Here is a 25,145-nt window from a genome sequence, read left to right as displayed (position 1 = left end):
AGAAAAGTTAAAATAACTACGATGTGCCGGCATCATTAAATGCGTTGTTCGCCTTATATGCGCCATTTTTTTGTTGTTATTTTCCATTTACGTAAGGTCTCTATTTTTTAATCAAGGTTTACGAGCAATGAACTGATGGTGGCTATTTTAGTCATAACACTTATTCATTCTGTGACTCAAATCATGTTTTCTACCGATTTTAAAAGGTGATATGACTAAAAAATGAATAAATTATCGATTTTATTCATTTTAAACGTTATTTATTCAAAACTGTACTGTATGTTATGCAAAACAGTAAGGTTATATTTAACACGACGGATACATTGGCAGGCTTATTATTATCCAATATTAGCAATGAGAGCGGGTTCTTAATAGTTTTTGTATTTTATTTGTTAATCCATAATTATTTGTTACATCCAAATTTATACGTAAAATCTGCATATAAATTCATATGTACCTTATGCGGTAAATGTTAGCTAAATCACGTTATTAGGCTGTTTCTCGGCTAAGACTCTATTATTAGGAAGGATATGCTGGCAATGATCCCCTGCTCAGAGATAAGTATGGGGAAGGAGGGGCAATGGCTGCCCCGACACGAATAAGTTTAACTGAATAGCGGTAGGTCGGTGCGGGTAGCGGGGATTTTTATCTGTATAACCTGCTGTTGACGGGTCAATTTGAGCGACAATATCTGCCCATCATTCTCTACCTGGAGGTGTAGTAACGGATCATGGGTGTTCATATCAAAAACACATGTCACCTGAGCCTCCGGTTGACGATTACGCAAAATCAGGTAGCTGATATCACGTACTGACGGATTTGCCGGTGCCAGTCCTTGGAATAGTGTGGCATCGGCCGCCAGCCAAAGTGATAGCGGGTGTGCTGCTGTTTGATAGCAACACTGGATAACACCATTGAGTGGCTGGGCAGTAACCTGATGCAAATAGTGCATGGGGCCACTGTCATTGAAGACTGAATTCTCACCCATCAATTCTGTTGCTACTCCGTCGATATGCAGTGTCCAATCCCATTGTTGTTGATGTGGATTAGCGATATTACTGATATCAATGATGGCATCTTCCAGCCACAAAATACGGCGACGGAATTTTACGTCGCGATAGGATTCGCTGTCCCACTGAATCCGGGTATGGCTATCCAACTCGGGTGCTGTTTCTCCCCAATCAACCTCTGTATCCAGCCAACTAAAGTTAGCCGATTGATGCCAGTGATGGATAACCGGCACTGCTGGCGGTTGATTTGTTTGGTTAATACTGAGCGTATTGTGAGTTGCACTATTTTTGTAGTAGCCATAATGCAGTTGCGCACCGTAACCCGTGGTGCCTAAATCCGGCAGGATCTCGTGCCCTTGCTCAAACAGAATTAAATTTAGCCGATCATAATGATCATGTTCACCACCATATGGGCTGTGTTTTACCAGCAAAGCGCGCCCTGCTTGTGGCTGACGTAAAATTGTTAGCCCGCAATCCGGTGCATGCAGTGTGTCTGTCGGTATGACATCAATCATTTGTGGTGGCAATTCTTCAACACCGTACAGCAGGGCATCCAGATTTAAGCGCGGCTGTTGGCGATAAATATGTTGCAAGGCAGCGGCATATTCATCATTGCCATAAGTTTTAAAAGCAAATTCATATAAATGAGCGTGGTTGAGCTGCTCTTGCCCAGCGGTGCAATCGTTAATTCGTGGAAATGTCCCGTCTGGCATTAACAGTTGAAGCGGGAAACTGAGCATATTGCGGTAATAGGGCAGGGCAAGTAGGCTATAGCGGCTACCTGCAGCCAGCTTTTCAAATGACCAGAAGCCTTGCAGTGCATAAAAGTGATAATGCACTGAGCCTTCAAACCACAATCCTTCACTGAACAGCCCATGCTCCAACTGATAACGCAGGCCATAATCTGCGTTGACGGCAAACTCAATATAGTGCTCTTCTGCCAGAATCAGGCCGATCACGGCGATCGCACTGCTGATTTTAACTTCATGGTTATGTAATTGGCGGGTACGGTGTTGCATCAGGAAATCTGCGCCTTCGCGCAATAAACGCCCGGCGATGCAGTCGCGCTGCTCCTGACTGAGGGCATCGGAGATAAAATCATAACCCAAAGCAAAATCGAGCAGGCAATTGGCCTCACACAGGGTTTGTGCATTGGCCTTACCCGGCCCGTTGTACGGAATACCGCCGTGAACTTCATAATCAGGGTAGTGACGGGCATAATTAATCAGAATGTCCCGCACTTTATTGAAGTAACACACCTCCCCAGTTAACTGCCAAAGCAGACCTAGCTGATTACAGGCTTTGGCATTCAGGCCATTAAGCGCCCGCCACCAGGCACCGTCATAGGGTTCGCCACTGAATAACTGAGAGTCAACCGGGCAACGATGCTGAGTGGGTGAGTCGCGATCCCACTCCAGCCGCACACCGTGATCCGGGCAATAATAGTAATGATTCCAGGTGGCGATACCGGTGGCAGGAACCCGTGTTGCCGAGTCCAAAACCACCCGATTATCCGCAATCAGCGTGGCAATAATCTCCGGCTGTTGCACTCTATTTCCCTGTTGTCGTACAACCCGCTGGCGGATTTTAGCCATCTGCCGATCCGTAAACTGCTTCATATCTGGTGTGTCCTCGACGAGAGTTATTTTTGCGCGATCAGGGGTTGTGTGATCGGATAAAGCAGGATTTCGACGGCATCTGGGTATTTTGCTATCAGATATTGTGCTTTCTGCTGGAACTCACCGTCAGCAGGGTAAGCTCGGGCGGCGGTTATCATATTGATCAAGGCTTTCTTATCTTGTAGGCCATCCAAGTCTTTATACGGCCAGGCTTGGTCGCTATTGATAAAACCTGCCACATATTGATAGCCTTTTTTCAGGCTGTGCTCGTCCAGAGAAAAGTTCCAGATATCTTTGTCTGCAACCTCACCCAACCGGCCTAGCTTGTTGTAGGCTTCTAAATGAAAATTACTGTAATGCCAAGGACGAGTACGTTCCAACTCGGCATTTTGTCGGCCCTGCATATCAAAATGCGAGGGGATTCGACGGAGTTGAGTTATCTCCAGGCGCTTTTGAGCGGCGGCTTTTTGGTCGCTAAATAGAGCAAAGGAGGCGGCCTGCATATCAAAATAGGTGCCGTGATTATTATGCCAATTGTCTTCTTCGAAACCGTTCTGGCTGGTAGTCATCCATTGGTAAAAGTCTTTATACCAAAGTTTGATTGCTTGATAGTCGGTATCATTAAGTACATTGGCTGGTCTTATCAATTCGACAGCATCAATCACATCGACCAGTGCCCGGCTATCGATCAAACCAATCCCGCGCCCTTCATTGATACCCGGAATGGCTTGGGCATATTGTAGATTCGGGTTCATTCGGGTGTTTGGATTGACAAACCAGTTAGCCAATTGATCCCGTGCTTTCTCGGCGTACTCGGGCTTACCGGTAAAGCTATAAGCCAATGCCAAATAATAGACATCTTCGCTTAGGCTGTTCATGCGTTTTTTATCGGTGGCGTCACTATTGGCGTCTGGATTTGTTTCGCCGTCTTTACGCAAATAAGGCATGCCGTCTTTCTTGCTTGGGTCTGGCCACCAATAAGGCGGGAAGCTGTAATAGTCGTGTTTATCGCCACTGGCGGCCGACAGACTTTTATCCATAACGGAGTACAGTGGTTTTTTTAGTGCTTTATCTGCCTTATCTATCAGATTCTTATACGATTTTTCATATAACGGATTGTTTTGTTTAACCTGAGCGATGCTGTAGTTTATATCATCCATTTTTAATAGTAATGGGTAGCTTTCCGCAGCATAAATAAAAGGGGAAGACCCCAAAAGCATAGCCAGTAATAGGTTTTTATTACCTGAAATTTTCATCACTACTCTCCTTTTTCTTTATGATTTACATTATTAAAAATAAAGAATTCTGATTGCTTTAATTGCTTTACTTATTGTTTTAAAATAGAAATTTAACCTTATTAAAATAAAGTAATTAAATGTATTGGCACTCTTTAAATAAAAAATAACACTGTTTAATTTCAGATGGATTTGAATTCTATGGGAAAGTTTTTGGGCTTTTGTGATCCAAGTCTATATTATAAATTATCTGTAAATAAATAATTTAAATTGTGATGAATATCAAATTAAATCTTAGTTTTAGACGTTTTTTAGCCAATTTTAATAATTGCTTGGTTTTTTTAATTTTTAAAATGAAGATTTTAATTTATTGTTTTATATGATTTACTTTGTTTTTATTCATTTTTTGTTGATTTTTTTAATGTGATCTCAAGCAGAAATATTTAAATGGAATTAAGTTTTGTTTTTTATGGTGTAGTTTTTTGTTTTTCTCTGGGTTCTAATGTTATCGAGTGTTTCGTGATTTTATTCTGTTATTTAATCTTCTGGGTAAATTCATAAAAATTAGATTTCAACGAGGCGATGAGATGAAGACAAAAATGATAATGTCACAAGTAAAAATAAAATCCTTGCTGTTATTAACTTATTTAGCCATGGGGATCCCTTCTCTTCACGCTGCAGAAACATTGCAAGTGTGGATCCGCGCCAGTAATGATTCCAAGAATATTTATAAAAAAGAAGCCGACACTTTTGAGAAGAAAACCGGTATCAAGATTGAATATTTCAATGCGACGACTGATTTTGAACAGCGTCTGGCACGGGCCGCAGCGGGTAATGCGCTGCCGGACCTGATTTTCAACGATGCTGTGGCTATTGGGCAGTTTGTCCAGCTTGGTATTGTCGAACCGATTGAACCGAAAAATATCATTGGCGGAGAAGATATCTTCGATACCGCCTGGAAAAGTGCCCAATATATTGATGGTAAATATTATGGGGTGCCTACTTCAGCTCAGACCTTCGCCCTGTTTGTACGTAAAGACTGGCGAGAGAAACTGGGATTAGAACAGCCTAAAAACTGGCAGGATATCAGTACATTAGCGAAGGCGTTTACTTTTAATGACCCGGACGGCAACGGTAAGAACGATACCTATGGCTTTATTCTACCGGCTTCAACCACCCGTGGTTACGCCAGTTGGTTTATCAGTTCTTATCTTTGGCAGGCCGGCGGTGATTTTATTCGCCCAACCAGTGAAGGTAAATTTAAAGCATCGTTAGAAGAGCCAGCAGCGACTGAAACGCTGAGTTTCATGCGTGGCATGGTATGTGACAAAACGGTACAGCCGGGGGCTATCAATGCCACTACCGCAGATGCCATTCCATCATTCCGTTCCGGTCAAAGCGGCATGTTCTTCTCCGGCCCATATCACATTGCTTTGTTTGATAAAGATCCCGGTAAAGAGGCTTTTGAAGTGATCCCACCGCCGGCCGGAGCAAAAGGGCAGGCAACACTGGCTGAAGGCACCACCGTATTTTTGATGAAAAGCAGTCAGAAAAAAGAAGCCGCTCAGAAATTCATAGAATTCATGATCTCACCTGAAGGGCAACAAATCGGCATGGGAATGGGCAGCAACAATATGCCGGTCGTGCGCTTGTCGATTAATAAGCAAGTTGATACTAAAGCGGTTTATAACGATCCGCGCTGGGCAATGTTTGCTGACTTATATGCCGAACATGGCCGCTATATCCCACAAGTGCCTAACTGGACGCCTATTCGTCAGGTCACTGCTGAAGGTTTCAACCGCATCTTAGCCAACTGTGACAGTGATATCCCTGCTGAATTAAAAGCCGTGAATCAGAAAGTGAACGATGAATTGGCTAAACAGAATGTCTTAGGGCTGTGAGTGAAACATGATAACGCTAACCCCCCGACTAAAACGTAATCTGGTTCCGTGGCTGTTCCTGGCTCCGGCACTGGTCATCTTCACCTGGTTTAAATTCATTCCAATGCTGCAAGGGCTAGTGATGAGTTTTTACAAGGTTAACTTTAACCAGCCAAATGAGTGGGTCGGGTTTGACAACTTCTCCCGCGCGATGGGTGATGAAGCGCTGCACTCTGCGGTGTTCAACACCCTGTTATATGTGGTGGTCACCATGGTGGTGGCCGCTTTTATCGCCTTCTTTTTAGCCATGTTATTGGAAGGCCCGGCACGGCATCTGCGCTTTATCCGCACCGCTATTTTCCTGCCGGCGGTAACCAGTGCGGCTATCGTCGCCGAAATGTGGCGAATTCTGTTTAACCCGACCAGTAATGGTGTGGTGAACCATGTTCTGTCATGGTTCAGCATTGAAGCGCAGGGGTTTTTGGCAGATACCGATCAGGCGCTGTGGACTGTAATGATGCTGCATATCTGGAAAGCAGTGCCTTACAACATGGTTATCTTTATTGCCGGGCTGGTAGGCATTAGCCGTGATTTGTACGACGCCTCGAATGTGGATGGTGCCAACTGGTGGAATCGCCTACGTTACGTCACCTTACCGGGCATGATCCCAGCACTTTCAGTGGTACTGATGCTGTCGTTTATCCGTGGTTTTCGGGTGTTTGCCGAAGTGTATGCCACCACTGGCGGTGGTCCATCGAATGCAACGGAAATGATAATGACCCATATCTACAAGCTGGGCTTTGAGCAGTTTGATTATGGTTATGCCTCTGCGGTGTCCTTCCTGCTATTCGCGTTCACTGTGATATTGACGATTTGTCACCTCACATTGAAAAAGCGCATCGCCCGTTACTAACCCGAGCCGGAGACTGGTCATGAAAACTAAAAGTTGGAACAGTATCGGCCGCTGGATAATTTATGGTCTGTTACTGATTGTATTTGTTGGCCCGTACTGGGGCATTATTGCTACCGCATTCAGCGGTGCGCCAGTTAAACCCGGTGAGCTGTTGGCATGGCCAAATCAGTTCTCGTGGGACAACTTTATTTTTGCCTGGATGGATATCGGCGTCTGGCAATATCTGCTGAACTCGATCATCGTGGTGTTCTTTGGCACGGTTCTACAGGTGTCAGTCAGTGCACTGGCGGCTTATGCGTTGGCGCGTAAAAAGTTTGTCGGAGTCTCTCTGACCAGCTTGATCATCCTGTCGACCATGATGCTGCCGGAAGAGGTGATCGCTATTCCGCTCTATATGATCATTAACTGGCAACTGCCAATTATCGATTCCTCGTTGTACAACAGCTATTTGGGCATGATCCTACCGGTGGTTGGCTGGGCCTTCTCAATCTTTGTTTTGACTGAGTTTATGGCTGCTATCCCAAAAGAGTTGGAAGAGGCGGCACGCATTGATGGTGCCAGCGAATGGCAAATTTTCTTCCATGTGATCCTGCCACTGGTTAAACCGGCTTTGGGTACGGTAGTTACCTTCGGATTTATCATGATTTGGGATCAATATCTGTTGCCGCTGATTGTCGTTAATCAGGACAGTTTGAATACCATTCCGGTGATCCTCGGCACGTTACGTACCGACGAGAGCATCACACCAAATATCTTTATTGCCATCACCCTATTGGCGATGCTGCCGAGCATCATCGTGTATCTGGGTCTGCAAAAACATTTCAATCGCGGGATCATGTCTGGCGCGGTTAAAGGTTAGGGAGAAACAAAATGGGATCGGTTGTACTTAAAAATGTCTGTAAATCTTACGGTGACACCCATGTGATCCGCGATGTATCGCTGGAAATCCCTGACGGTGAGTTCTGCGTATTAGTTGGCCCGAGTGGCTGCGGAAAATCCACCTTACTGCGTATGATTGCCGGGCTGGAAGAGATTTCCGGCGGCACGGTAGGCATTAATGATAAAGATGTCACCGACGTTGAACCTAAGATGCGCGATATCGCTATGGTGTTCCAAAGCTATGCTCTCTATCCACAGATGACGGTGCGCGAGAACATGGGTTTTGCACTGAAAATGGCCAAAATGTCCAAGGCGGAGATCAATAACAAAGTCGAAACCACGGCAGAGTTATTGGGTTTACAGGCCCTTTTGGAGCGGTTGCCGAAAGATTTGTCCGGTGGTCAGCGTCAGCGCGTCGCCATGGGGCGGGCTATCGTGCGTAACCCACAGGTATTCTTGTTTGATGAGCCATTATCGAATCTGGACGCCAAATTGCGTACTCAGGTGCGTGGTGAGATCCGCGAATTGCATCAGCGGCTGAAAACCACCTCTGTTTATGTCACCCATGATCAAATAGAAGCGATGACGATGGGGCAAATGATCGTGGTACTGCGCGAAGGGCGCATCGAGCAGGTCGGATCGCCATTGGACTTGTATGATCGTCCGGCTAACTTGTTCGTCGCGGGGTTTATTGGATCACCTGAAATCAATCAATTGAAAGGCTCCGTGGTGCAACAGGGTGATAAATTCCTGCTACAACTGGAAGATGGCTCATTGCTGACATTGCCTGTTGGCTTGCAGTTGAGCGACGGGCAGCGCGTGGTGTACGCCATTCGGCCAGAGCAGGTCAACGTGGTAGATGCGACACACAGTGCCAGTGCACTGAAAGCGACCATTACTGCGATTGAGAATACCGGCTCGGATATGCAGCTATTTTGTAGCACTGGCGGTGGCCGCTTTACCTCGGTTTTCAAACAGCGTTTGGCGGTGAATGCAGGGGAGACGGTCTATCTGCAACCTAAGCTTGCCGGTATCCACATTTTTGATGCTGCCACCGGTTTACGGGTTGCTTGTCAGGCTACATAAGGAAGCAAATACCCATGACGCCAATGAAAACGTCTATGACGCCAATAAAATTGTATACGCTGGATCTAGATTGCCTGATCAAGGCGAAAGCGGTATTACAGCAACCTTTTTCACCATTACAACCGGCATTACGCCGGTTATTAAGTGAAGCCGATATATTGCGTGATCAGCCACCGGAAAGTGTGACTGATAAAAAGTTATTGCCGGTCAGTGGTGATATTCACGACTATTACAGCTTTGGTACTTATTGGTGGCCAAATCCGCGCAAGCCTAATGGTTTACCCTATGTGCGCCGCGATGGGCATACCAACCCGCAGAGTCAGAATGACGATACTGATACTCAACGTATCGTACGAATGTGTGATCGCTGCCTGACACTGGGGCTGGCCTACTATTTTACCGGGAATAGCCGTTATGCACAGGTGGCCGCCGAGCAGATACGTTGCTGGTTTTTAGATGCTAAAACTCGTATGAATCCGCATCTTAATTACGGGCAGGCCATTCCTGGTATCGTTTCTGGCCGTGGTACCGGCCTGATTGATACCCGCCTGATGTGGATGGTGATTGATACTCTCGGCTTGATATCACCAGCCAAGCTGCTCGATACCGAGGATACTGCGGTGTTACAGCAATGGTTCCGTGATTTTAACCATTGGATGTTCCACAGCGAAGTGGGCCATTCAGAGTATGTCTGGCACAACAACCACGGCACCTGGTATGACGTACAGCGCGCGGCCAATGCGATGTTTTATGGCGATCGCGGGCTGGTTTCCACCATTATCCAGCAAGGTATCACCCAACGGTTGGCGGCGCAGATTGCCCAAGATGGTAAACAGTGGATGGAGCTGGAACGCACCGTGCCGTTCCATTACTCGTTGTTCAATTTGGAAGCCCATCTACTGCTATGTCGCTACGGTGAACATGTTGAAATTGATCGCTGGGAGTGGATACAGGATGGCCGCAATGTTCAGCAGGGGATTGACTATCTGCTACCGTTTATTGCTGAACCGGAGCTGTGGCCCTACCGCGATTTGCGTGGCATCGACTATGACAGTGCATTGCGGTTGTTATTACAGGCCGCCCGGGGTTACCCGATGGACGCCAAACGCTATCATGCGGTGCTTGCCACCTTCCCGGTGGAAACCCTGACATCCCGTGATCGTCTGTTGTGGCAGAATTAATTGGGTCAAAGTTAATAGAGGCATAGTTGATGTACACTCAGGGCTATTTCTAAGCCAGAGGGCGTTGTGAATAATGAGTGACGTGAATAACCCTGAGGATCTGCTTGGTATTAACCGCTTTCTGCGCCAGCAACATGTACTGACGCTGTGTGCGGGCAGTGGTATCGATATGTGGTGTGCCAACTGTTTTTACGTATTTGATGAAACGCAGATGGCGCTATTTATCATGACAGAAAAGCACACCCGACATGGTGAACTGATGCAGATAAACCCACAGGTTGTCGGCACCATCGCCACCCAGCCGCGCACAGTAGCCTTGATTAAAGGTATTCAATACCGCGCAGAGATAAGCGAATTAACGGGGGATGCGGAACACCGCGCCCGCCAGCGCTACTGCCGCCGCTTTCCGGTGGCTAAAGTGGTATCCGCTCCACTCTGGCAGCTCAATCTGCTGGAAATCAAGATGACTAATAATACCCTTGGTTTTGGCAAAAAACTGTATTGGCAGCAAGACTCTTCACTATAAATTTCCTGTTTTAATGATAACTGCTATTTTTCGATTCTATGTAATAGTGTCTCTGGTATGTATTATTCATAACAATTGATTTCAATAATTGTCTCCGCACTTTTTCGCGGCATTAGCATCAATACCAGAAGGCAGGAGGTCAGATGGCGAAGGTATTATTACTGGGCGCAAGTGGCCTGGTGGGGGGCGAATTACTGCGCCTGTTACGTTTGGATGCCAGAGTGACATCCATCATTGCACCTAGCCGTAAACCCTTGCCAGCCATGAATAAACTGATTAATCCGCAGGGTGAAAATATCGGCGAGTTGCTGAAAACCTTGGATCAACCGGTGGAGTTGGTTTTTTGCTGTTTGGGGACCACCCGTAAGCAAGCTGGCAGCCAGGCGGCATTTCGTTTGGTGGATTATCGGTTGGTATTGGCCGCTGGTGAAACCGGCTTGCGGCTGGGCGCACGGCATTTTCTATTGGTAAGCGCGATGGGTGCTAATGCCAACTCATGGGTGTTTTATAACCGCACCAAAGGTGAGGCCGAGCGTGACTTACAGGCTCAGGGCTGGCCACAACTTACTTTTGCCCGGCCCTCAATGCTGGCAGGTCAGCGCGACAAGCCCCGCTTGATGGAGAGCCTGAGCGCGCCTCTGTTTGCCTTATTGCCAGATAAGTGGCGCTTGATTAAAGGCAAAGATGTCGCACAGGCGATGCTGGATCAGGCTTTTGCGCCGCCGAAAGAGGGCGTGACAATCTTAACCTCCGCTCAGATGCAGCAGCGTTGATCATAATAGGGTAATCGTCTGATTATCATGGGCGATTGCCACCTCTGCCGGTAATGGGTGGTCAAGCAACCATCGATCAAGTTGGTGGCTGGCATGGGTCAGCAACGTCTGTTGTGGCATTAGCAAATCCTTAATGGCTAACGCGATGGTTACATCATTGTGATTGCGTGGCGGCGGCGTCTGCGGCGGGTGGCTGCAATCCAGCACCAGCAGATCGATATTTTTGCTGGTCAGAAATAGCGCACTATCAGCGGGTAGCCCGACGGTATCGGTTAAATAGGCGATGGTCCGGCTGGGGCTTTGCAATAAATAGCCGAAGGTTATTTTGGAATGGGTTAGCGGCACCGGTGTGACCCGTAAGTCACCAAAATGGAGGGTCTGGAATGCGGCCATCGGCGGCTGAAAATGCAGAATTCCAGGATGTTTGAACAGATCGTCACAGCCGTCTGGATCCGGCGGTCCGTAGATCGGGATCGAATTTCCGCATCCCCAACGTAACGGAAATAACCCCTGAACATGATCCATGTGGTAATGTGTAAGCAAAAAACGCTGAATTTCCCCCGCAGTAAACTGCTGATCCAGTGTCGGCAATCCGGCATCAATCAAGGTGGTTTCCCCCTGATATCGCAGCATGGCACTGCAAGGTTTACGGCCCAATGCGGGCTGCACTCTGGCTTTAGCACAAATCACGCAGTCACAACCAAATACCGGCACCTGCTGGGCGCAACCGGTGCCTAACAGTGTCAGTTCCATTTTTTATCCCCCATTTCTTTACTGGTTAGGGGAGCTAGCAGTAATTGTTGTAACTGCCCCAGTGTGTGGTGCAGCTCACCATCATTAGACAGTTGCAAACAGTTAACCGGTAGCTGTTGCTGATAGTGTTGCGCCCGTTGTAATCGTGCATTGATCTGTTCACTGTTCTCTCGGCCACGTTGTTGCAATCGTTGCGCTAAAATAGCCGGAGAAACCGTCAGACAGAGCGGCAAAAGTTGGTCGGAATAGCGCTGTTGTGCCTCTGGCAGATAAGCTCTGGAGCCATTAACCACCACATCTAACCCGTGTTGTAGCCAGATATCAATCTCAATACCTATCCCATAGCGATACTGATGCGCTTGCCAGTACAGCGCGAATAATCCTTGGGCCGCCCGCAGTAAAAACTCCTGTTCACTTAGCGCAACATGGTTTTCCGCCCCGGCATTGGCCTGGCGGGTGATATAACGATGTGCCACGATAATATTTGCCGGATTGGCTGCCCGCAGCGCCGACAGCAGACAATCTTTTCCGGCCCCTGATGCCCCCATCAGATAGATTAAGCGCCCCATCAGAACACCTGTATTCCCTGACGCCAGACGTTTTGCACGTAAACATGTTTACTTTGCGCACTGTCATGAGCGCGTGCCAGTATCAAATCAGCCCGTTTACCTTCGGCAATAACACCACGATCCTGTAGTCCCAAGGCGTTGGCAGGATTACGTGTTACCAAATTAACCGCTTGCGGTAAGGTGAAGCTATTGGTTGCATCGTGTGCGATACGAAAGGCCGCATCCAGCAAGCTGGCTGGGTAATAGTCAGACGATAAAATATCCAGTACTCCAATAGCGGCCAGTTGGTGTGCTGCAACATTGCCTGAATGGGAGCCGCCACGGACGATATTTGGCGCGCCCATCAATACTTGTAAACCATGCTGATTTGACGCTCTGGCCGCCACCTCCGTGGTGGGAAATTCAGCAATCACACTGCCCAGTGCTTGTGATTGTGCCACATGTTCCGCCGTGGCATCATCGTGACTGGCGAGGGCAATGCCCCGCTGAGAGCAGTGATCGGCGATCGCTGTTCGATTCGGCGCTGACCAGCGCGCTGACAGGGTGATTTGCTCTTCCTCAAACTCTGCCATTTGTTGATCATTAAGATGGTATTTGCCCTGATAATACTCACGATATTTTGCCCGGGAGGCGAATTGACGCTGGCCTGGTGAGTGATCCATCAGCGATACCAATGACAGTTCAGGCTGCATCATCAGTTCTTCAAACAGCGGTAGAGTACTTTCATGAGGTAATTCACAACGTAAATGAATCCGGTGTTCTGCCCGGTTCAGTCCCGCCCGCTGACTATCCACCACCGCATTAATCATTTTTTGCAGATTATCCAGACGATGCCCGCCATCGCGCACATCGCCAATCGCCACTGCGTCCAACACGGTGGTGATCCCACTGGCAACCATCAGCGCATCATGGCTGCTCATCGCCGAATGAGCTGGCCAATCAACGTTGGGGCGTGGGGTAAAAAACTTGTCCAGATTATCGGTATGCAGCTCGATCAATCCCGGCAACAGCCAGCCATGGTGTCCATCTATGGCGGCAGAGAGTTGGGTTGGGCGATCACTGTAATTGTGGATAACCCCGTTTTTGATTTCGAGCGATCCGTTGACCACCTGATCTTCAAGAATAAGGTTGATGTTATTGAGGATCATGCGGGTATCTCCGGATTGGCATCGGCGGGAAAGGGCGTCATGACCAGTAAGCGATCACTGACATGGTTACGTACGGCCTCATCGTGGAAAATTCCAATGATGGCGGCCCCTCGCTGTTTAGCTTCATCAATCAGGCTAACGACTGCCGCGCTATTGGTGCTGTCGAGCGATGCCGTTGGCTCATCAAGCAGCAATATGGGGTAATCTTTGATAAAACCACGGGCGATATTGACCCGCTGCTGCTCGCCGCCGGAAAAGGTCGAGGGGGCCAGATCCCATAAGCGTGGTGGAACATTGAGGCGAGTCAGGAGATCCTGCGCGCGCTGTTGGCATATATGGCGTTCAACGCCAAGCTCCAGTAGCGGTTGCATCACCACATTTAATGCACTGATCCGTGGGATCACCCGCAAAAATTGGCTGACCCAACCCACGGTATGACGGCGTACCTCCATAATTTGTCGCGCTGGTGCTGCCACAATGTCGAGCCATTCCCCCTGATGCTTGACCCAGATATGCCCGCTGTCTGGCAGATAGTTGGCATATAAAGAGCGTAGCAGAGTAGATTTACCGCTGCCGGAATGGCCGTGTAATACCACACATTCACCGCTACTCACTTCCAGTGAGGTTTGATGCAATACCGGTAAGCGAATACCATGCTGGTGGTGTAGTACGAAGGTTTTACTGAGATTTTCAACTCTCAGTTGTGGGTGATTGATAGGCCGTTGCTGGTGATTCATAGTGAGCTCTCGTTAATCTATTCACGGGTTAACAGACAAAACAGTCAGTTTTGCAGCACCGATGAAACCAATAGTTGGGTGTAGGGATGATGGGGATCGTCTAGTACTCGATCGGTCAGGCCGCTTTCGATAACCTGACCCTCCTTCATCACCAGCAACCGGTGTGCCAATAGCCGGGCCACACCGAGATCATGAGTGACAATCACCACTGCCAGTTGCATTTCCACCACCAGATTGCGCAGTAAATCCAGTAGTCGCGCTTGTACTGATACATCCAGGCCACCCGTCGGTTCGTCCATAAATACCAGCTTGGGGTGGGTCACCAGATTGCGGGCAATTTGCAGACGTTGTTGCATGCCGCCGGAGAAGGTAGTGGGTAAGTCATCCAGGTGTGATAGTGGGATCTCGACATCCTCCAGCCAGCGCCCTGCTTGTTGGCGGATGTCGCCGTAATGGCGCTGGCCAATAGCCATTAGACGCTCGCCGATATTGCCACCGGCGGAAACCTGTGGGCGCAAACCATCCAGTGGATGCTGATGGACCACCCCCCATTCGGTGCGCAGTAAACAGCGGCGCTGACTTTCAGCCATCTGATATAAATCAACTGGTTGCTGGGCACCAGAGTGGTAAATAACCTGCCCATGCTGTGGCGGCAACCGGGCAGAAATCGATTTTAATAAGGTGGTTTTGCCAGAGCCGGATTCACCGACAATTCCCAATACTTCACCGGGATAGAGCTGGAAAGAGACGTTGCTAAACCCCTTACCTGGCGCATACAAGTGTGTGAGATTCTCCACTGATAGCAGTGGGTGAGCGGCTGCGGATGATGAAATAACCTGTTCGGAAATCATTGAATATTTACCTCTTGTGCCGCCAGTTGCTGCTGGCAAAAATCAGTATCAGAACAGACAAACATTCGGCTGCCCTGATCGTCCATCACCACTTCATCAAGATAGCTGTGGCGCGAGCCGCACAAGGCACAGGGTTCATCCCATTGCTGCACGGTAAATGGGTGATCGTCGAAATCCAGACTTTCCACCTTGGTAAAGGGAGGCAGGGCATATAACCGCTTCTCGCGACCGGCCCCGAACAGTTGCAGCGCGGGCATCATGTGCATTTTGGGGTTATCAAATTTTGGGATCGGTGAAGGGTCCATCACGTAGCGATCGTTCACTTTGACCGGATAGGCGTAGGTGGTGGCGATATGGCCGTAGCGGGCGATATCTTCATACAGTTTTACCTGCATCACGCCGTATTCTTCCAGCGCATGCATTTTGCGCGTTTCGGTTTCGCGTGGTTCGATAAAGCGCAGTGGCTCTGGGATCGGTACCTGATAGATAAGGATCTGATCTTCGCTCAGTGGTGTTTCAGGAATGCGATGCCGGGTTTGGATCAAGCTGGCATCGACAGTGCTTTCGGTGGTCGTCACCCCACTGACGCGCTGAAAAAAACGGCGGATAGAGACAGCATTGGTGGTGTCATCTGCCCCTTGGTCGATCACTTTTAATACATCTTTGCGGCCAATCAGGCTGGCGGTCAATTGAATGCCACCGGTGCCCCAACCATAAGGCATCGGCATTTCCCGCCCGCCGAACGGCACTTGATAACCGGGGATCGCCACTGCTTTTAGCAGCGCGCGGCGTAAAGTCCGTTTGGTTTGCTCATCCAGGTATCCCAGATTATAACCGGTGAGAACCTCAGTCATGGCGTGGTTCCTGTTCTTGAGAGGATGGCTGTTGCGAGGCGAGTAAGTGCTCACGACGCAGGCGTTTTAGCAATTCCAGTTCCGCTTGAAAATCTACGTAATGCGGCAGTTTAAGATGAGAAACAAACCCCGCGGCTTCGACATTATCGGCATGGGAGAGCACGAATTCTTCATCCTGCGCCGGGCTGGTGACCTTTTCGTCATATTCGCGGCTTTGTAAGGCTCTATCCATCAGCGCCATCGACATCGCTTTGCGCTCACCACGGCCAAACACCAGACCATAACCACGTGTAAAGTGCGGAGGTTCTGATTCCGGGTTGACAAAGCCATTCACCATCTCGCATTCGGTCAGTAAGATTTCGCCGATATCAATAGCAAATCCCAGTTCTTCAGGCTGAATTGAAACGGTCAGGTGACCGGTGCGGATCTCGGCGGCAAAGGGATGGGTGCGGCCATAACCACGTTGCGTGGAATAGCTCAGCGCCAGCAGAAAGCCTTCGTCACCACGGACCAATTGTTGCAGCCTGGCCGAGCGATTGCAGGGATAAACGGGGGGATTGCGGGTGATATCTTCCGGCGGAGTACCGTCATCTTGCTCTGTCAGGGCAAGTTGCTCTTGAACTAATAAATCAAACACATGGGCACAGTTATTGTGTAATAAGTCATCGGATAATGTTTCGCCATCGTTGCGCGCTTGCGGTGCATCGCCTGCGGCCAGCAGGGTAAAATCCAGCAGCCGGTGGGTGTAATCATAGGTTGGGCCGAGCACTTGCCCGCCGGGCAAGTCTTTGTAAATGGCCGAAATACGGCGCTCTAGCCGCATATGCTCGCTTGCTAGCGGTTGGCTGACGGCCAAACGGGGCAAGGTTGTGCGGTAAGCGCGTAGTAGGAAAATGGCTTCTACTAAATCGCCGCTGGCTTGTTTAATTGCCAGTGCAGCCAGCTCGCGATCATAGATGCCCCCTTCGGTCATCACCCGATCAACCGCCAGACCGAGTTGTTGCTCAATTTGCTCACAATCGATCGCCGGGATCTGGCTGTCGCCACGCCGTTGCTGTTCCAGCAATTGATGGGCTGCTGCAATCGCTTTTTCGCCCCCTTTGACTGCAACGTACATCAGCACACCTCCACATGGGTGGTTCGTGGGATTGCCATCAGGTTCTCGCCACAGGTAAACAGAAAATCGATGCCAGCCGGAAATGCAGCAGGGCGGTTAAGCAGATAATTCAAGACGGTGGCGGGCAGGTGTGGTGCAACAGTGCGGCTGTGTTCAATACCTGGCCCGCGTAACCGTAATGGCATGCCGTGGTGTAGGCTGTCGGTCTGAATCACCACCGTAGTGGATTGTTCCGGTGACAGTTCATTACCTGCCGGGCAGGTGGCGAGTTGCTCTGCTGTTATCTCATTATTAAATAATGAAAAAGAGGATTTATCACCGCATGTCGTTAGGGGCGCACCGGTATGAAAACGCACATTGTGTTGCACGCTGTCACTATTAAGTGCTGCGTCGAGATAGAGTGGCGTCTCTTGGTCGGCCAGCGTGAGCAAAACACTGGTGGTTGCTGGGTTCAGTGGTTGCCAGCCGGTAGCATGGGGCAGTGTTACCAGCACGCCCGGTTCACTCAACGCTTTGAGAATACGACGAAAAGTGTGCTGCGCATCATCCACCGGATGCTCAAAATGGGTTAATAAGTTCATCAGTCCTCTCCCCGCACCAAGGTGAAGAAATCAACCTTACTGGCGGTGATAGCATCAGCGCGTAATTGCCGCCGTTCTTGTTGTATTGCGGCCAGTGGGTGAATCACGGTTTTCAGCAATAATTCATTCAACCCGGCGGGTTTACCCTTGACGGTGGAGAGTTGTAACAAGGCATCCAGCACGGCGCACAGCTCGGCATGAGGCTTATTACGCCCGGCAATGTAGCTGTAACCATAAATATCCGTGCTGTCGTTAAGCTTGATAACGGCACGCGTTATGGTCATATCACCAAGGATAAAACGGCGACCAGTAGCCCCCATCCGGGCCTGTAATTGGTTTAAACCTATCTCTGGGGCGCGGATCACCTGATATTCCGGTGATAAATTCAAGGCTTGCCAGTGAGCGAGCAACTCTGCTGGCTGGCAGTGGGCTAACACCGACATCCAGTTTTGCCGAGTGGTATGGCGAGTTTCCATTCAGTGCTCCATCGTCAATTCAATCATGTCGGCCCGCGTCAGGCTGACGGAGTATTCCGCCACCTGCTGGCTATCAACACAGATATTTAAGGTTCGCACACAGAGCAGCGGCGCATGAGTCGCAATCTCGAGTAAGCGGCTCTCTTTTGCCTGCGCACGACGTGCGCTGATGCGGGTTTGGCTACGACTCAGTGGTTGTTGTAAATGCTGGGTGATGAATTGATGCAATGAACCGGAGTTGAATTGTTGTAAAGCAGGCCACCAGCGCAGGTCTGGCAGGTAGTGATCGATAACACAGACTGGTACGCCATTAACCCGCCGCAGAGTACGTAAATGGATCACGGTGGTGCCTTCTGCCAGTGAGAGCGCTTTGGCTACATGCTCTATACACGGGCGCAAGACTGCGAGTAAGCGCTCACTGGTGGGGTCACTACCTTGATCCAGCAAGTTCTGGCTAAAGCGAGCATTAGCATGCAGTGGATAGTCATACGGGCGCATTAATACCAGCGTGCCGATGCCCTGGCGGCGTTGTAGCCAGCCACGTTCAACCAGTTCATCCACTGCCCGACGCAAGGTATGGCGATTAACTTGATAGCGATCAGCCAGTTGTTGTTCAGAAGGCAGGTAATCGCCACAACGATAGGCACCACGCAATTCCTGTTCTAATTGGGCCGCAATTTGTTGATAGCGGGTGGGGTAGCTGGTCGGTGGTCTAGATAAGTGCATGGTAGATATACCCTCTCAGTGCTATCCCCCTCATGGCCGTTTCTAGCCGCAGCGAAGCAACAGAAGTAGCAAAACGGACGAGCAGATGGCGGATAGTCATAGTGATAACCGGTAAGTGATCTCACCGCTATGCTGGCTGTTTTTGATGACAGTAGGGTTAAGCTGAGATGGCGGAACGATGAAGTTTTTGCGTTTATCGGTGCGGGTTTTATTGAGAAAATAGAGATTTTTATAAGAAAAAGTTTTATCGCATTATCAAAATGATACATATCCAGCCGATAAATTTTCATTTAAAACAAAAAATAAACATTACCTTAACCTGAGTGAAACATAAGTGTCTCTTATAGTTATTTCACGCCGCTGTGGCGTTCTCTCTGGGGGGTTATGCTATGAGCCCTAATAATATCAGCCGTCTGAGCACAATCAGTTTGGTAATATTGCTTGCCAGCTCACTTGCGGCATGTAGTGGAAGTGGTGGTGGTTCTCACAATACTGCGAAGAATAATGCGGGTCAGGCCGCCGGTGGAACTGGTTCTGGTAGTGATGGCAGTGGCGGCGATGGTAATGGTGGCACTGGCTCTGGTGGCGGCTCTGGCGGCGGAACGGGCGGAGGAACAGATAACGGTGGTGGGACAACCGCGAATAATTCCGCGGTCGGGAATGTGGTTAGTGGTGTCGGTACCGCCGTAGATGGTGTCGGCAATACGGTCAGTGATGTTGTCAGCCAAACACCTGTCGGCAGCTTGCCAATCGTCGGTGGTGGTTTGGTCACCGTGGTTGACAGTGCAGGTAATGCAGTCAGTGAGGTTGGGACCGGATTACAGAATGGCGTCGGCCAATTAGGAAATAATCCTAATGCTTTAGGCACGACAGCCGCCAGTGTACCGAAAGCAGTCGCTGATGTCGGTACTGGTGTTTCAGGATTGGGAGGCACGGTCTCAGGTATCGCTGCTAATACACCATTGGGCGGTGTTACTAGTACGGCAGGTGGGCTGGTGGATAAGACCGGTGGTGCGGTAACGTCCATTGGTAATGGGCTGGCGCAAGACCTGCAAACCGGTACCACCAGTAAGTTGACGACCGCAGCGACCGGCATAGTGACGCCGGTGGTGGGTCAGGTACAAGACATTACGCAAACCGTAGGTGGAACCACGGGGATTGGCGCGCCGGTTAATAACTTATTGACCGCGGTCGGCGGCACCGTTGCGGCGACGGGGACACAAGTGGGTACGAGTGTGCCAACCTTAGCGGGCGTGGGCCAGGTATTACAAGGCACCGGGCAGGCAGTTGAGAAGGCCGGTGGTCTGGTCACTCCTCCTGCGTCAACTGGCGGTTCGAATGGCTTATTGGCGGGCGTTACCACGACCTTGACTCCCAGCACCGGTGGCAGTAATAGCGGGTTGCTGGCAGGTGTGACTAACACCGTTGGTGGCATTACCGGTGGGTTGACTGCGGGCGTCTCCGCTAACGCAAATGCCAGTGCGGGGGGAGGCTTGGGCGGAATATTAAAACCAAAAACCAATTAAAAATATAATGAGATTTGCTCTCCCTTACTCTCTGGGGAGAGCCTCGCTGTCTGACGATAATAAAAATAGGCTATTAAAATTATAATTTAATGTGCGCATAAGGAAATATTCTATGAATAATAGAGTGTGGCTGTTATTGTTATTTGGCACTGGTGGTATATGGCAATATAGTGCATGGGCCAATACGGTTCCCATGTTGATTGATCAGAATAATCCGTCCAGAATATCACGTGACATTGCTAAGCCCCAAACCACACGAACAGTACCACCTGCTATTTCAGTGTCTGCTCCCAATGCTAAGTTAACACTTGAAACCTTAATTGATGTGCAGCATATTCAATTTATTGGCGGTACACGTTATGATCTTAAGTTACTTCGTGAACCGTTCAACGGTTATATTGGTAAAAAAGTACCGTTAAAGAATTTATTGGTGGCAACTCAATCTATTACTACATTATATCAGCAAGACGGTTATATTCTCTCTTATGCTTATTTACCCTCAGATAACTTTATTAATGGCACGGTAAAAATAGGCTTGGTTGAGGGTTACATTGCCAATACGCGGATTCAAAGTGAAAATGTTGCGATAGGCCGCTGGCTAACCAAGCTATCACAGCGCATCATGGCAGAGAAGCCACTGACGCAGGACACCTTTGAACGCTACAATATTTTGATGAGCCGGACCCCGGATACCAAAATCATTGCCACGGCTAAAAACCCGGATAATATTTATGGCGCGACACTACTGGACGTTAAAGCCGAACATCCACGTAACTGGAATGTTAGTACTGCGCTGGATAGTCGCAAAGGAGTATACAGTGGTGTACTTAATGCAACCTTAAGTGGATTTACACCCTATGCCGAACAATTTGGTGTGGCAACGTTATTACCGCTCGACAGTAAAAATCGCGACCAATATCTTGGTTTAAACTATCAACAATATCTAGGGAGCAATGGATTATTACTACAAACCCGTGGCAGCTATTATAAGCAGGTTTCCAAAGACTATACCGATGTACTGACATTGTATCCGCAAGATATTACCTTATCAACGCGTTCCGAGCAGACGCAATATACCGGTGGTGTGGTATTGAGTTATCCATTGCAATTAACGCGCAAGCGGCAATGGACCCTGAGTGGTGGCGTAGATTATCTAGAGAAAAGTTACAATTTAAAAACTCGCGCCCGATTTAATACTGTTAATAATTATTTGCTGGATTTAGAAGAGCAGAATCAGCGAATGCGTTATCCGGCGGCTGAATTAGCACTGGCGGGTTATCAGGAATATACCCAATCTTATTGGAGCACCCGCGCCAGTGTGCGCAAAGGGATCAATGGTGCTCTGGCATCCAGTTCGGTACCGTGGGGCGACTTGGGCTTTACCCGCTGGAAACTCACCGGTGACGGGGCATATCTGATGGACGAGAAATGGCGCTTGAGTGCCTCGGCAGAAGGGGATTGGTCGGACAATGATTTACCCGAGGCCGAGCATGTCACTTTTGGCGGACTGCGCTTCGGCCGTGGTTATCCAGACAGTGACGCAACCGGGGATTATGGTTATGGCGGGCAGGTAGAAATGCGCTATCTGCATAACCGGGAACAGGGCAACTGGTTGAAGACGGTCCAACCTTATGTGGTTTTGGATACAGCCCACACGTGGTACAACTCTGCCATTTTCCCCGCGAAGAAGCTGGCTTCATATGCCGTTGGGGTGACCTTTGGTGACAACAAACACTATTCACTGTCATTGGAAGGGGCGAGGCCGATTGGCGACCTCCCCAGTGATAGCACACGCCGTGATTGGCGGTTTAATGCTACTTTGACCTATAATTTTGCCAATTAACGCAGGTGATGGATAACCTGATTACCGCTGCCACGCCAGATAAGCGAGGGATCTTTTAGATCTTGCACGAATTTGCCGTCAACCAACACGTTGATCAGATCAACCACTTGCTGTTGTTCGTCGGTCAGTTCAGCCAGGGTGTAGCCCGTCCAGACCCAAATATCTTTGCTATCGCACTCATTACGCACTCGCTTAACCAGTTGCAGTATCGCAGACAGGTTTTGCGGGTGCAGCGGATCACCGCCGGAGAGGGATAACCCTTGCCGATGGATGCGGGCGTCATTGAGATCAGCCACTATCTGATCCTCTAGTTCACGAGTAAATGGCTTACCCGAATTCAGTCGCCAGGTACTTTTGTTATAACAACCCACACACTCGTGCATGCAGCCAGAGACGAACAGCGTGCAGCGGGTGCCGGGGCCGTTGATGACATCGACCGGGTAGTATTGATGGTAATTTATAATCAGTGCCTCCCTTTGTACTTGGCGCTGCGGGGGTGTTGGCTGAGTTCGCAAACCCGAATCACTTGACTACTATGTAAGTTCATCGGGATGAGTTCGCTTGCCGGCTACCTGCAACTCCAATTACTTTGGGTAATATCGTATTAAGTGGTTAGCCCAGTTGTCCGTTCGCCAGATGTTTCACGCGCCGCTTCACTTCTTCTTGCTTACCGGCATTGAATGGTCGTGCATCCGGGCTCCCCAGATAGCCACATACTCTGCGGGTTACCGAGACTTTCGATGGCTCATGATTGCCACATTTCGGGCAGGTAAAACCTTTACTGGTACAAGAGAATTCACCGGTGAAGCCACATTCGTAGCACTCATCAATTGGCGTGTTAGTACCGTAATAAGGCACCCGACTGTAGCTGTAGTCCCAGACATCTTCCAACGCTCTGAGGTTGTGCTGCAAGTTAGGGTATTCGCCGTAACAAATGAAGCCACCGTTCGCCAATGGTGGGTAAGGTGCTTCGAAGTCCAGTTTGTCGTATGGGTTAACTTTCTTCTCAACATCCAGATGGAAGCTGTTGGTGTAATAGCCTTTGTCGGTGACGCCGTCCACCACACCAAATTCAGCGGTATCAAGGCGGCAGAAACGGTCACACAGGTTTTCACTTGGTGTGCTGTACAGGCTAAAGGCGTAGCCGGTTTCATTTTTCCAGCTATCTGTTGCTTGTCTCATCCGTTCGACGATAGCCACGCCTTTTTCACGCAACTTTTCGTCATCAAAGACATGGGTCTGATGACCAAACAGCGCATTAACCGTTTCATGAATACCGATAAAGCCCAGCGAGATGGATGCGCGGCCATTTTTAAAGATCTTAGAAACGTTGTCGTCGGCTTGTAAGCGCACGCCGCAAGCCCCTTCCATATACAGAATCGGAGCCACACGGGCTTTAATCCCTTCCAGACGGGCAATACGGGTCATCAGGGCTTTCTTGGCTAACAGCAGGCGTTCATCCAGTAATTGCCAGAACTGGGCTTCATCGCCTTTGGCTTCCAGCGCAATACGTGGCAGGTTGAGACTGATAACCCCGAGGTTATTACGGCCATCGTGGATCTGTTTACCCTCTTCTTCATACACTCCGAGGAAGCTGCGGCAACCCATTGGTGTTTTAAAGGAACCGGTTACTTTTACTACTTGGTCGTAATTTAGAATGTCCGGGTACATGCGTTTAGTCGCACACTCCAGCGCCAGCTGTTTGATATCGTAATTGGCATCGCCAAACTTGTGATTAAGACCGTCACGGATAGCAAACACCAGTTTCGGGAATACCGCGGTTTTGCGATTTTTGCCCAAACCGGCAATACGGTTACGCAGAATGGCCTGCTGGATCATGCGCGATTGCCAACTGGTGCCTAAGCCAAAACCGAAAGTGACAAAGGGGGTCTGACCATTGGCGGTGTGGAGGGTGTTAACTTCATATTCCAGCGACTGGAAGGCGTCGTAACACTCTTTCTCGGTGCGCGACATGGCATAACCGGCGGCATCAGGAATTTGCCACTCTTGAGCCACAGATTTATGTTTGTTAAAACTTTCAGTGACAAACGGGGCCAGAATTTCATCGATACGGTTAATGGTTGTACCACCATAGATATGGCTGGCAACCTGCGCGATAATCTGTGCGGTCACTGCGGTGGCGGTAGAAATGGATTTCGGTGGTTCAATTTCCGCATTACCCATTTTAAAGCCTTGGGTTAGCATGCCATCGAGATCAATCAACATACAGTTGAACATTGGGAAGAAGGGCGCGTAATCCAAATCGTGATAGTGGATTTCACCACGTTCATGCGCTAACACCACATCCCGTGGCAAGATATGCTGTTTGGCATAGTGTTTCGCCACAATACCGGCCAGCAGATCGCGCTGGGTGGGGATCACTTTACTGTCTTTATTGGCATTTTCGTTAAGCAGCGCTTTGTTACTTTGCTCAACCAATCCACGGATTTCCTGATTCAGGCGACCACGCAGCTCCCGCGAGATATCCCGGTCATGGCGATATTCAATATAGGCGCGGGCTAACTGCTTGTATTGACCGGCCATCAGTTGGTTTTCTACCGCAGTTTGGATGTCGCGGATATCAACTTTAGGCTGGTTTTCCATCGTCTGAGCGACCACACGGGCAACAGTTGCACAATAATCTGCGTCCACAACGTCAACAGCCAAGGCTGCGCGCTCGACGGCTTCCTTGATCCGCACCTCATCAAAAGGTACCTGACAACCGTCCCGTTTAATCACTACTGTTTTCACAATGCCTGCTCCTGTAGCCGGTAATAATTATCCACAAGAAATCTTATCCACAAGGCAAGCCGCAGCGGGTAAGGGCTGCGAGGGAGGTGTGGATGGTTTTGTGGATAACTA

The 25,145-nt window shown here is 49.2% G+C and carries 23 protein-coding genes; 9 read left to right on the top strand and 14 right to left on the bottom strand.

Going from position 1 to position 25,145, the window contains the following annotated elements:
* Positions 1 to 604 precede the first annotated feature (604 nt).
* Complete coding sequence (locus A6J66_014130) at positions 605 to 2,629, bottom strand: alginate lyase (GenBank protein ID PNM25219.1); 2,025 nt, start codon at positions 2,627 to 2,629, stop codon at positions 605 to 607.
* Positions 2,630 to 2,652: 23 nt separating this feature from the next.
* A complete protein-coding gene (locus A6J66_014125) occupies positions 2,653 to 3,885 on the bottom strand; it encodes an alginate lyase (protein PNM25218.1) in 1,233 nt (410 codons plus the stop codon).
* A 566-nt stretch (positions 3,886 to 4,451) separates the two neighbouring features.
* Between A6J66_014125 and A6J66_014120 the strand changes: the two genes are divergently transcribed.
* From A6J66_014120 to A6J66_014090, 7 genes are all read left to right on the top strand, one after another.
* Entirely contained in the window at positions 4,452 to 5,765 is a 1,314-nt protein-coding gene (locus A6J66_014120; GenBank protein PNM25217.1) for a sugar ABC transporter substrate-binding protein, read from the top strand.
* Positions 5,766 to 5,772: 7 nt separating this feature from the next.
* On the top strand, positions 5,773 to 6,657 hold the full coding sequence (locus tag A6J66_014115) for a sugar ABC transporter permease (protein ID PNM25216.1): 885 nt from the start codon (positions 5,773 to 5,775) through the stop codon (positions 6,655 to 6,657).
* Positions 6,658 to 6,676: 19 nt separating this feature from the next.
* On the top strand, positions 6,677 to 7,516 hold the full coding sequence (locus tag A6J66_014110; GenBank protein PNM25215.1) for a carbohydrate ABC transporter permease: 840 nt from the start codon (positions 6,677 to 6,679) through the stop codon (positions 7,514 to 7,516).
* 11 nt (positions 7,517 to 7,527) lie between these two features.
* Positions 7,528 to 8,622 (top strand): ABC transporter ATP-binding protein, encoded by a 1,095-nt coding sequence (locus A6J66_014105; protein PNM25214.1) that lies wholly within the window; start codon positions 7,528 to 7,530, stop codon positions 8,620 to 8,622.
* 14 nt (positions 8,623 to 8,636) lie between these two features.
* The gene (locus A6J66_014100; GenBank protein PNM25213.1) at positions 8,637 to 9,803 is read left to right on the top strand and encodes an alginate lyase; all 1,167 of its coding nucleotides are present in this window, start codon (positions 8,637 to 8,639) and stop codon (positions 9,801 to 9,803) included.
* 82 nt (positions 9,804 to 9,885) lie between these two features.
* Positions 9,886 to 10,329 carry a hypothetical protein gene (locus A6J66_014095; protein PNM27019.1) on the top strand — a complete coding sequence of 148 codons (444 nt, stop codon included), beginning with the start codon at positions 9,886 to 9,888 and terminating at the stop codon, positions 10,327 to 10,329.
* A 143-nt stretch (positions 10,330 to 10,472) separates the two neighbouring features.
* Entirely contained in the window at positions 10,473 to 11,102 is a 630-nt protein-coding gene (locus A6J66_014090) for a hypothetical protein (GenBank protein PNM25212.1), read from the top strand.
* Here the strand turns inward: A6J66_014090 and A6J66_014085 are convergent, their stop codons facing one another.
* The 10 genes from A6J66_014085 to A6J66_014040 all read right to left on the bottom strand — a co-directional run bounded on the left by A6J66_014085 (position 11,103) and on the right by A6J66_014040 (position 18,914).
* A complete protein-coding gene (locus A6J66_014085) occupies positions 11,103 to 11,855 on the bottom strand; it encodes a phosphonate metabolism protein PhnP (GenBank protein PNM25211.1) in 753 nt (250 codons plus the stop codon).
* Positions 11,846 to 12,424, bottom strand: a complete 579-nt coding sequence (locus A6J66_014080; protein PNM25210.1) for a ribose 1,5-bisphosphokinase — start codon at positions 12,422 to 12,424, stop codon at positions 11,846 to 11,848. Before A6J66_014080 ends, A6J66_014085 begins: the two co-directional genes overlap by 10 nt.
* Entirely contained in the window at positions 12,424 to 13,572 is a 1,149-nt protein-coding gene (locus tag A6J66_014075) for an alpha-D-ribose 1-methylphosphonate 5-triphosphate diphosphatase (protein ID PNM25209.1), read from the bottom strand. The genes A6J66_014080 and A6J66_014075 overlap by 1 nt, the downstream gene beginning before the upstream one ends.
* Positions 13,569 to 14,288, bottom strand: coding sequence for a phosphonate C-P lyase system protein PhnL (gene phnL / locus A6J66_014070; protein ID PNM27018.1), 720 nt, complete (start codon positions 14,286 to 14,288; stop codon positions 13,569 to 13,571). The genes A6J66_014075 and phnL overlap by 4 nt, the downstream gene beginning before the upstream one ends.
* A 65-nt stretch (positions 14,289 to 14,353) precedes the next feature.
* On the bottom strand, positions 14,354 to 15,160 hold the full coding sequence (gene phnK / locus A6J66_014065) for a phosphonate C-P lyase system protein PhnK (GenBank protein PNM25208.1): 807 nt from the start codon (positions 15,158 to 15,160) through the stop codon (positions 14,354 to 14,356).
* Complete coding sequence (locus tag A6J66_014060; protein PNM25207.1) at positions 15,157 to 16,014, bottom strand: carbon-phosphorus lyase complex subunit PhnJ; 858 nt, start codon at positions 16,012 to 16,014, stop codon at positions 15,157 to 15,159. Before A6J66_014060 ends, phnK begins: the two co-directional genes overlap by 4 nt.
* Positions 16,007 to 17,131 carry a carbon-phosphorus lyase complex subunit PhnI gene (locus tag A6J66_014055; protein ID PNM25206.1) on the bottom strand — a complete coding sequence of 375 codons (1,125 nt, stop codon included), beginning with the start codon at positions 17,129 to 17,131 and terminating at the stop codon, positions 16,007 to 16,009. Before A6J66_014055 ends, A6J66_014060 begins: the two co-directional genes overlap by 8 nt.
* A complete protein-coding gene (locus A6J66_014050) occupies positions 17,131 to 17,712 on the bottom strand; it encodes a phosphonate C-P lyase system protein PhnH (GenBank protein ID PNM25205.1) in 582 nt (193 codons plus the stop codon). Before A6J66_014050 ends, A6J66_014055 begins: the two co-directional genes overlap by 1 nt.
* Positions 17,712 to 18,188, bottom strand: coding sequence for a phosphonate C-P lyase system protein PhnG (phnG, locus tag A6J66_014045; GenBank protein PNM25204.1), 477 nt, complete (start codon positions 18,186 to 18,188; stop codon positions 17,712 to 17,714). The genes A6J66_014050 and phnG overlap by 1 nt, the downstream gene beginning before the upstream one ends.
* Positions 18,189 to 18,914 carry a phosphonate metabolism transcriptional regulator PhnF gene (locus A6J66_014040; protein ID PNM25203.1) on the bottom strand — a complete coding sequence of 242 codons (726 nt, stop codon included), beginning with the start codon at positions 18,912 to 18,914 and terminating at the stop codon, positions 18,189 to 18,191.
* A 389-nt stretch (positions 18,915 to 19,303) separates the two neighbouring features.
* On the opposite strand from A6J66_014040, the gene A6J66_014035 reads away from it, so the two are divergent.
* Positions 19,304 to 20,440 carry a hypothetical protein gene (locus A6J66_014035; protein PNM25202.1) on the top strand — a complete coding sequence of 379 codons (1,137 nt, stop codon included), beginning with the start codon at positions 19,304 to 19,306 and terminating at the stop codon, positions 20,438 to 20,440.
* Between the two features lie 112 nt (positions 20,441 to 20,552).
* Complete coding sequence (locus A6J66_014030; protein ID PNM25201.1) at positions 20,553 to 22,283, top strand: ShlB/FhaC/HecB family hemolysin secretion/activation protein; 1,731 nt, start codon at positions 20,553 to 20,555, stop codon at positions 22,281 to 22,283.
* Here the strand turns inward: A6J66_014030 and A6J66_014025 are convergent.
* Both A6J66_014025 and A6J66_014020 read right to left on the bottom strand, forming a co-directional pair.
* A complete protein-coding gene (locus A6J66_014025) occupies positions 22,280 to 22,744 on the bottom strand; it encodes an anaerobic ribonucleoside-triphosphate reductase-activating protein (protein ID PNM27017.1) in 465 nt (154 codons plus the stop codon). The two genes, A6J66_014030 and A6J66_014025, sit on opposite strands and share 4 nt — an antisense overlap.
* A 151-nt stretch (positions 22,745 to 22,895) precedes the next feature.
* Positions 22,896 to 25,034 (bottom strand): anaerobic ribonucleoside-triphosphate reductase, encoded by a 2,139-nt coding sequence (locus A6J66_014020; GenBank protein ID PNM25200.1) that lies wholly within the window; start codon positions 25,032 to 25,034, stop codon positions 22,896 to 22,898.
* Positions 25,035 to 25,145 lie beyond the last annotated feature (111 nt).

The organism is Yersinia enterocolitica, from assembly GCA_002082245.2.
GTDB classification, from domain to species: Bacteria; Pseudomonadota; Gammaproteobacteria; order Enterobacterales; family Enterobacteriaceae; genus Yersinia; species Yersinia enterocolitica_E.
Note: the sequence above shows the minus strand (reverse complement) of the source record. Positions and strands in the feature narration are given on the sequence as shown.

Excerpts from the sequence above, each read along its gene's own strand:
- A6J66_014100 (PNM25213.1), top strand. The coding sequence starts at position 8,637 with ATGACGCCAATGAAAACGTCTATGACGCCAATAAAATTGTATACGCTG.
- A6J66_014105 (PNM25214.1), top strand. The coding sequence starts at position 7,528 with ATGGGATCGGTTGTACTTAAAAATGTCTGTAAATCTTACGGTGACACC.
- A6J66_014120 (PNM25217.1), top strand. The coding sequence starts at position 4,452 with ATGAAGACAAAAATGATAATGTCACAAGTAAAAATAAAATCCTTGCTG.
- A6J66_014055 (PNM25206.1), bottom strand. The coding sequence starts at position 17,131 with ATGTACGTTGCAGTCAAAGGGGGCGAAAAAGCGATTGCAGCAGCCCAT.
- A6J66_014085 (PNM25211.1), bottom strand. The coding sequence starts at position 11,855 with ATGGAACTGACACTGTTAGGCACCGGTTGCGCCCAGCAGGTGCCGGTA.
- A6J66_014060 (PNM25207.1), bottom strand. The coding sequence starts at position 16,014 with ATGACTGAGGTTCTCACCGGTTATAATCTGGGATACCTGGATGAGCAA.
- A6J66_014050 (PNM25205.1), bottom strand. The coding sequence starts at position 17,712 with ATGAACTTATTAACCCATTTTGAGCATCCGGTGGATGATGCGCAGCAC.
- A6J66_014030 (PNM25201.1), top strand. The coding sequence starts at position 20,553 with ATGAATAATAGAGTGTGGCTGTTATTGTTATTTGGCACTGGTGGTATA.
- A6J66_014115 (PNM25216.1), top strand. The coding sequence starts at position 5,773 with ATGATAACGCTAACCCCCCGACTAAAACGTAATCTGGTTCCGTGGCTG.
- A6J66_014110 (PNM25215.1), top strand. The coding sequence starts at position 6,677 with ATGAAAACTAAAAGTTGGAACAGTATCGGCCGCTGGATAATTTATGGT.
- A6J66_014035 (PNM25202.1), top strand. The coding sequence starts at position 19,304 with ATGAGCCCTAATAATATCAGCCGTCTGAGCACAATCAGTTTGGTAATA.
- A6J66_014125 (PNM25218.1), bottom strand. The coding sequence starts at position 3,885 with ATGAAAATTTCAGGTAATAAAAACCTATTACTGGCTATGCTTTTGGGG.
- A6J66_014080 (PNM25210.1), bottom strand. The coding sequence starts at position 12,424 with ATGGGGCGCTTAATCTATCTGATGGGGGCATCAGGGGCCGGAAAAGAT.
- phnG (PNM25204.1), bottom strand. The coding sequence starts at position 18,188 with ATGGAAACTCGCCATACCACTCGGCAAAACTGGATGTCGGTGTTAGCC.
- A6J66_014040 (PNM25203.1), bottom strand. The coding sequence starts at position 18,914 with ATGCACTTATCTAGACCACCGACCAGCTACCCCACCCGCTATCAACAA.
- A6J66_014130 (PNM25219.1), bottom strand. The coding sequence starts at position 2,629 with ATGAAGCAGTTTACGGATCGGCAGATGGCTAAAATCCGCCAGCGGGTT.
- phnK (PNM25208.1), bottom strand. The coding sequence starts at position 15,160 with ATGATTTCCGAACAGGTTATTTCATCATCCGCAGCCGCTCACCCACTG.
- A6J66_014090 (PNM25212.1), top strand. The coding sequence starts at position 10,473 with ATGGCGAAGGTATTATTACTGGGCGCAAGTGGCCTGGTGGGGGGCGAA.
- A6J66_014075 (PNM25209.1), bottom strand. The coding sequence starts at position 13,572 with ATGATCCTCAATAACATCAACCTTATTCTTGAAGATCAGGTGGTCAAC.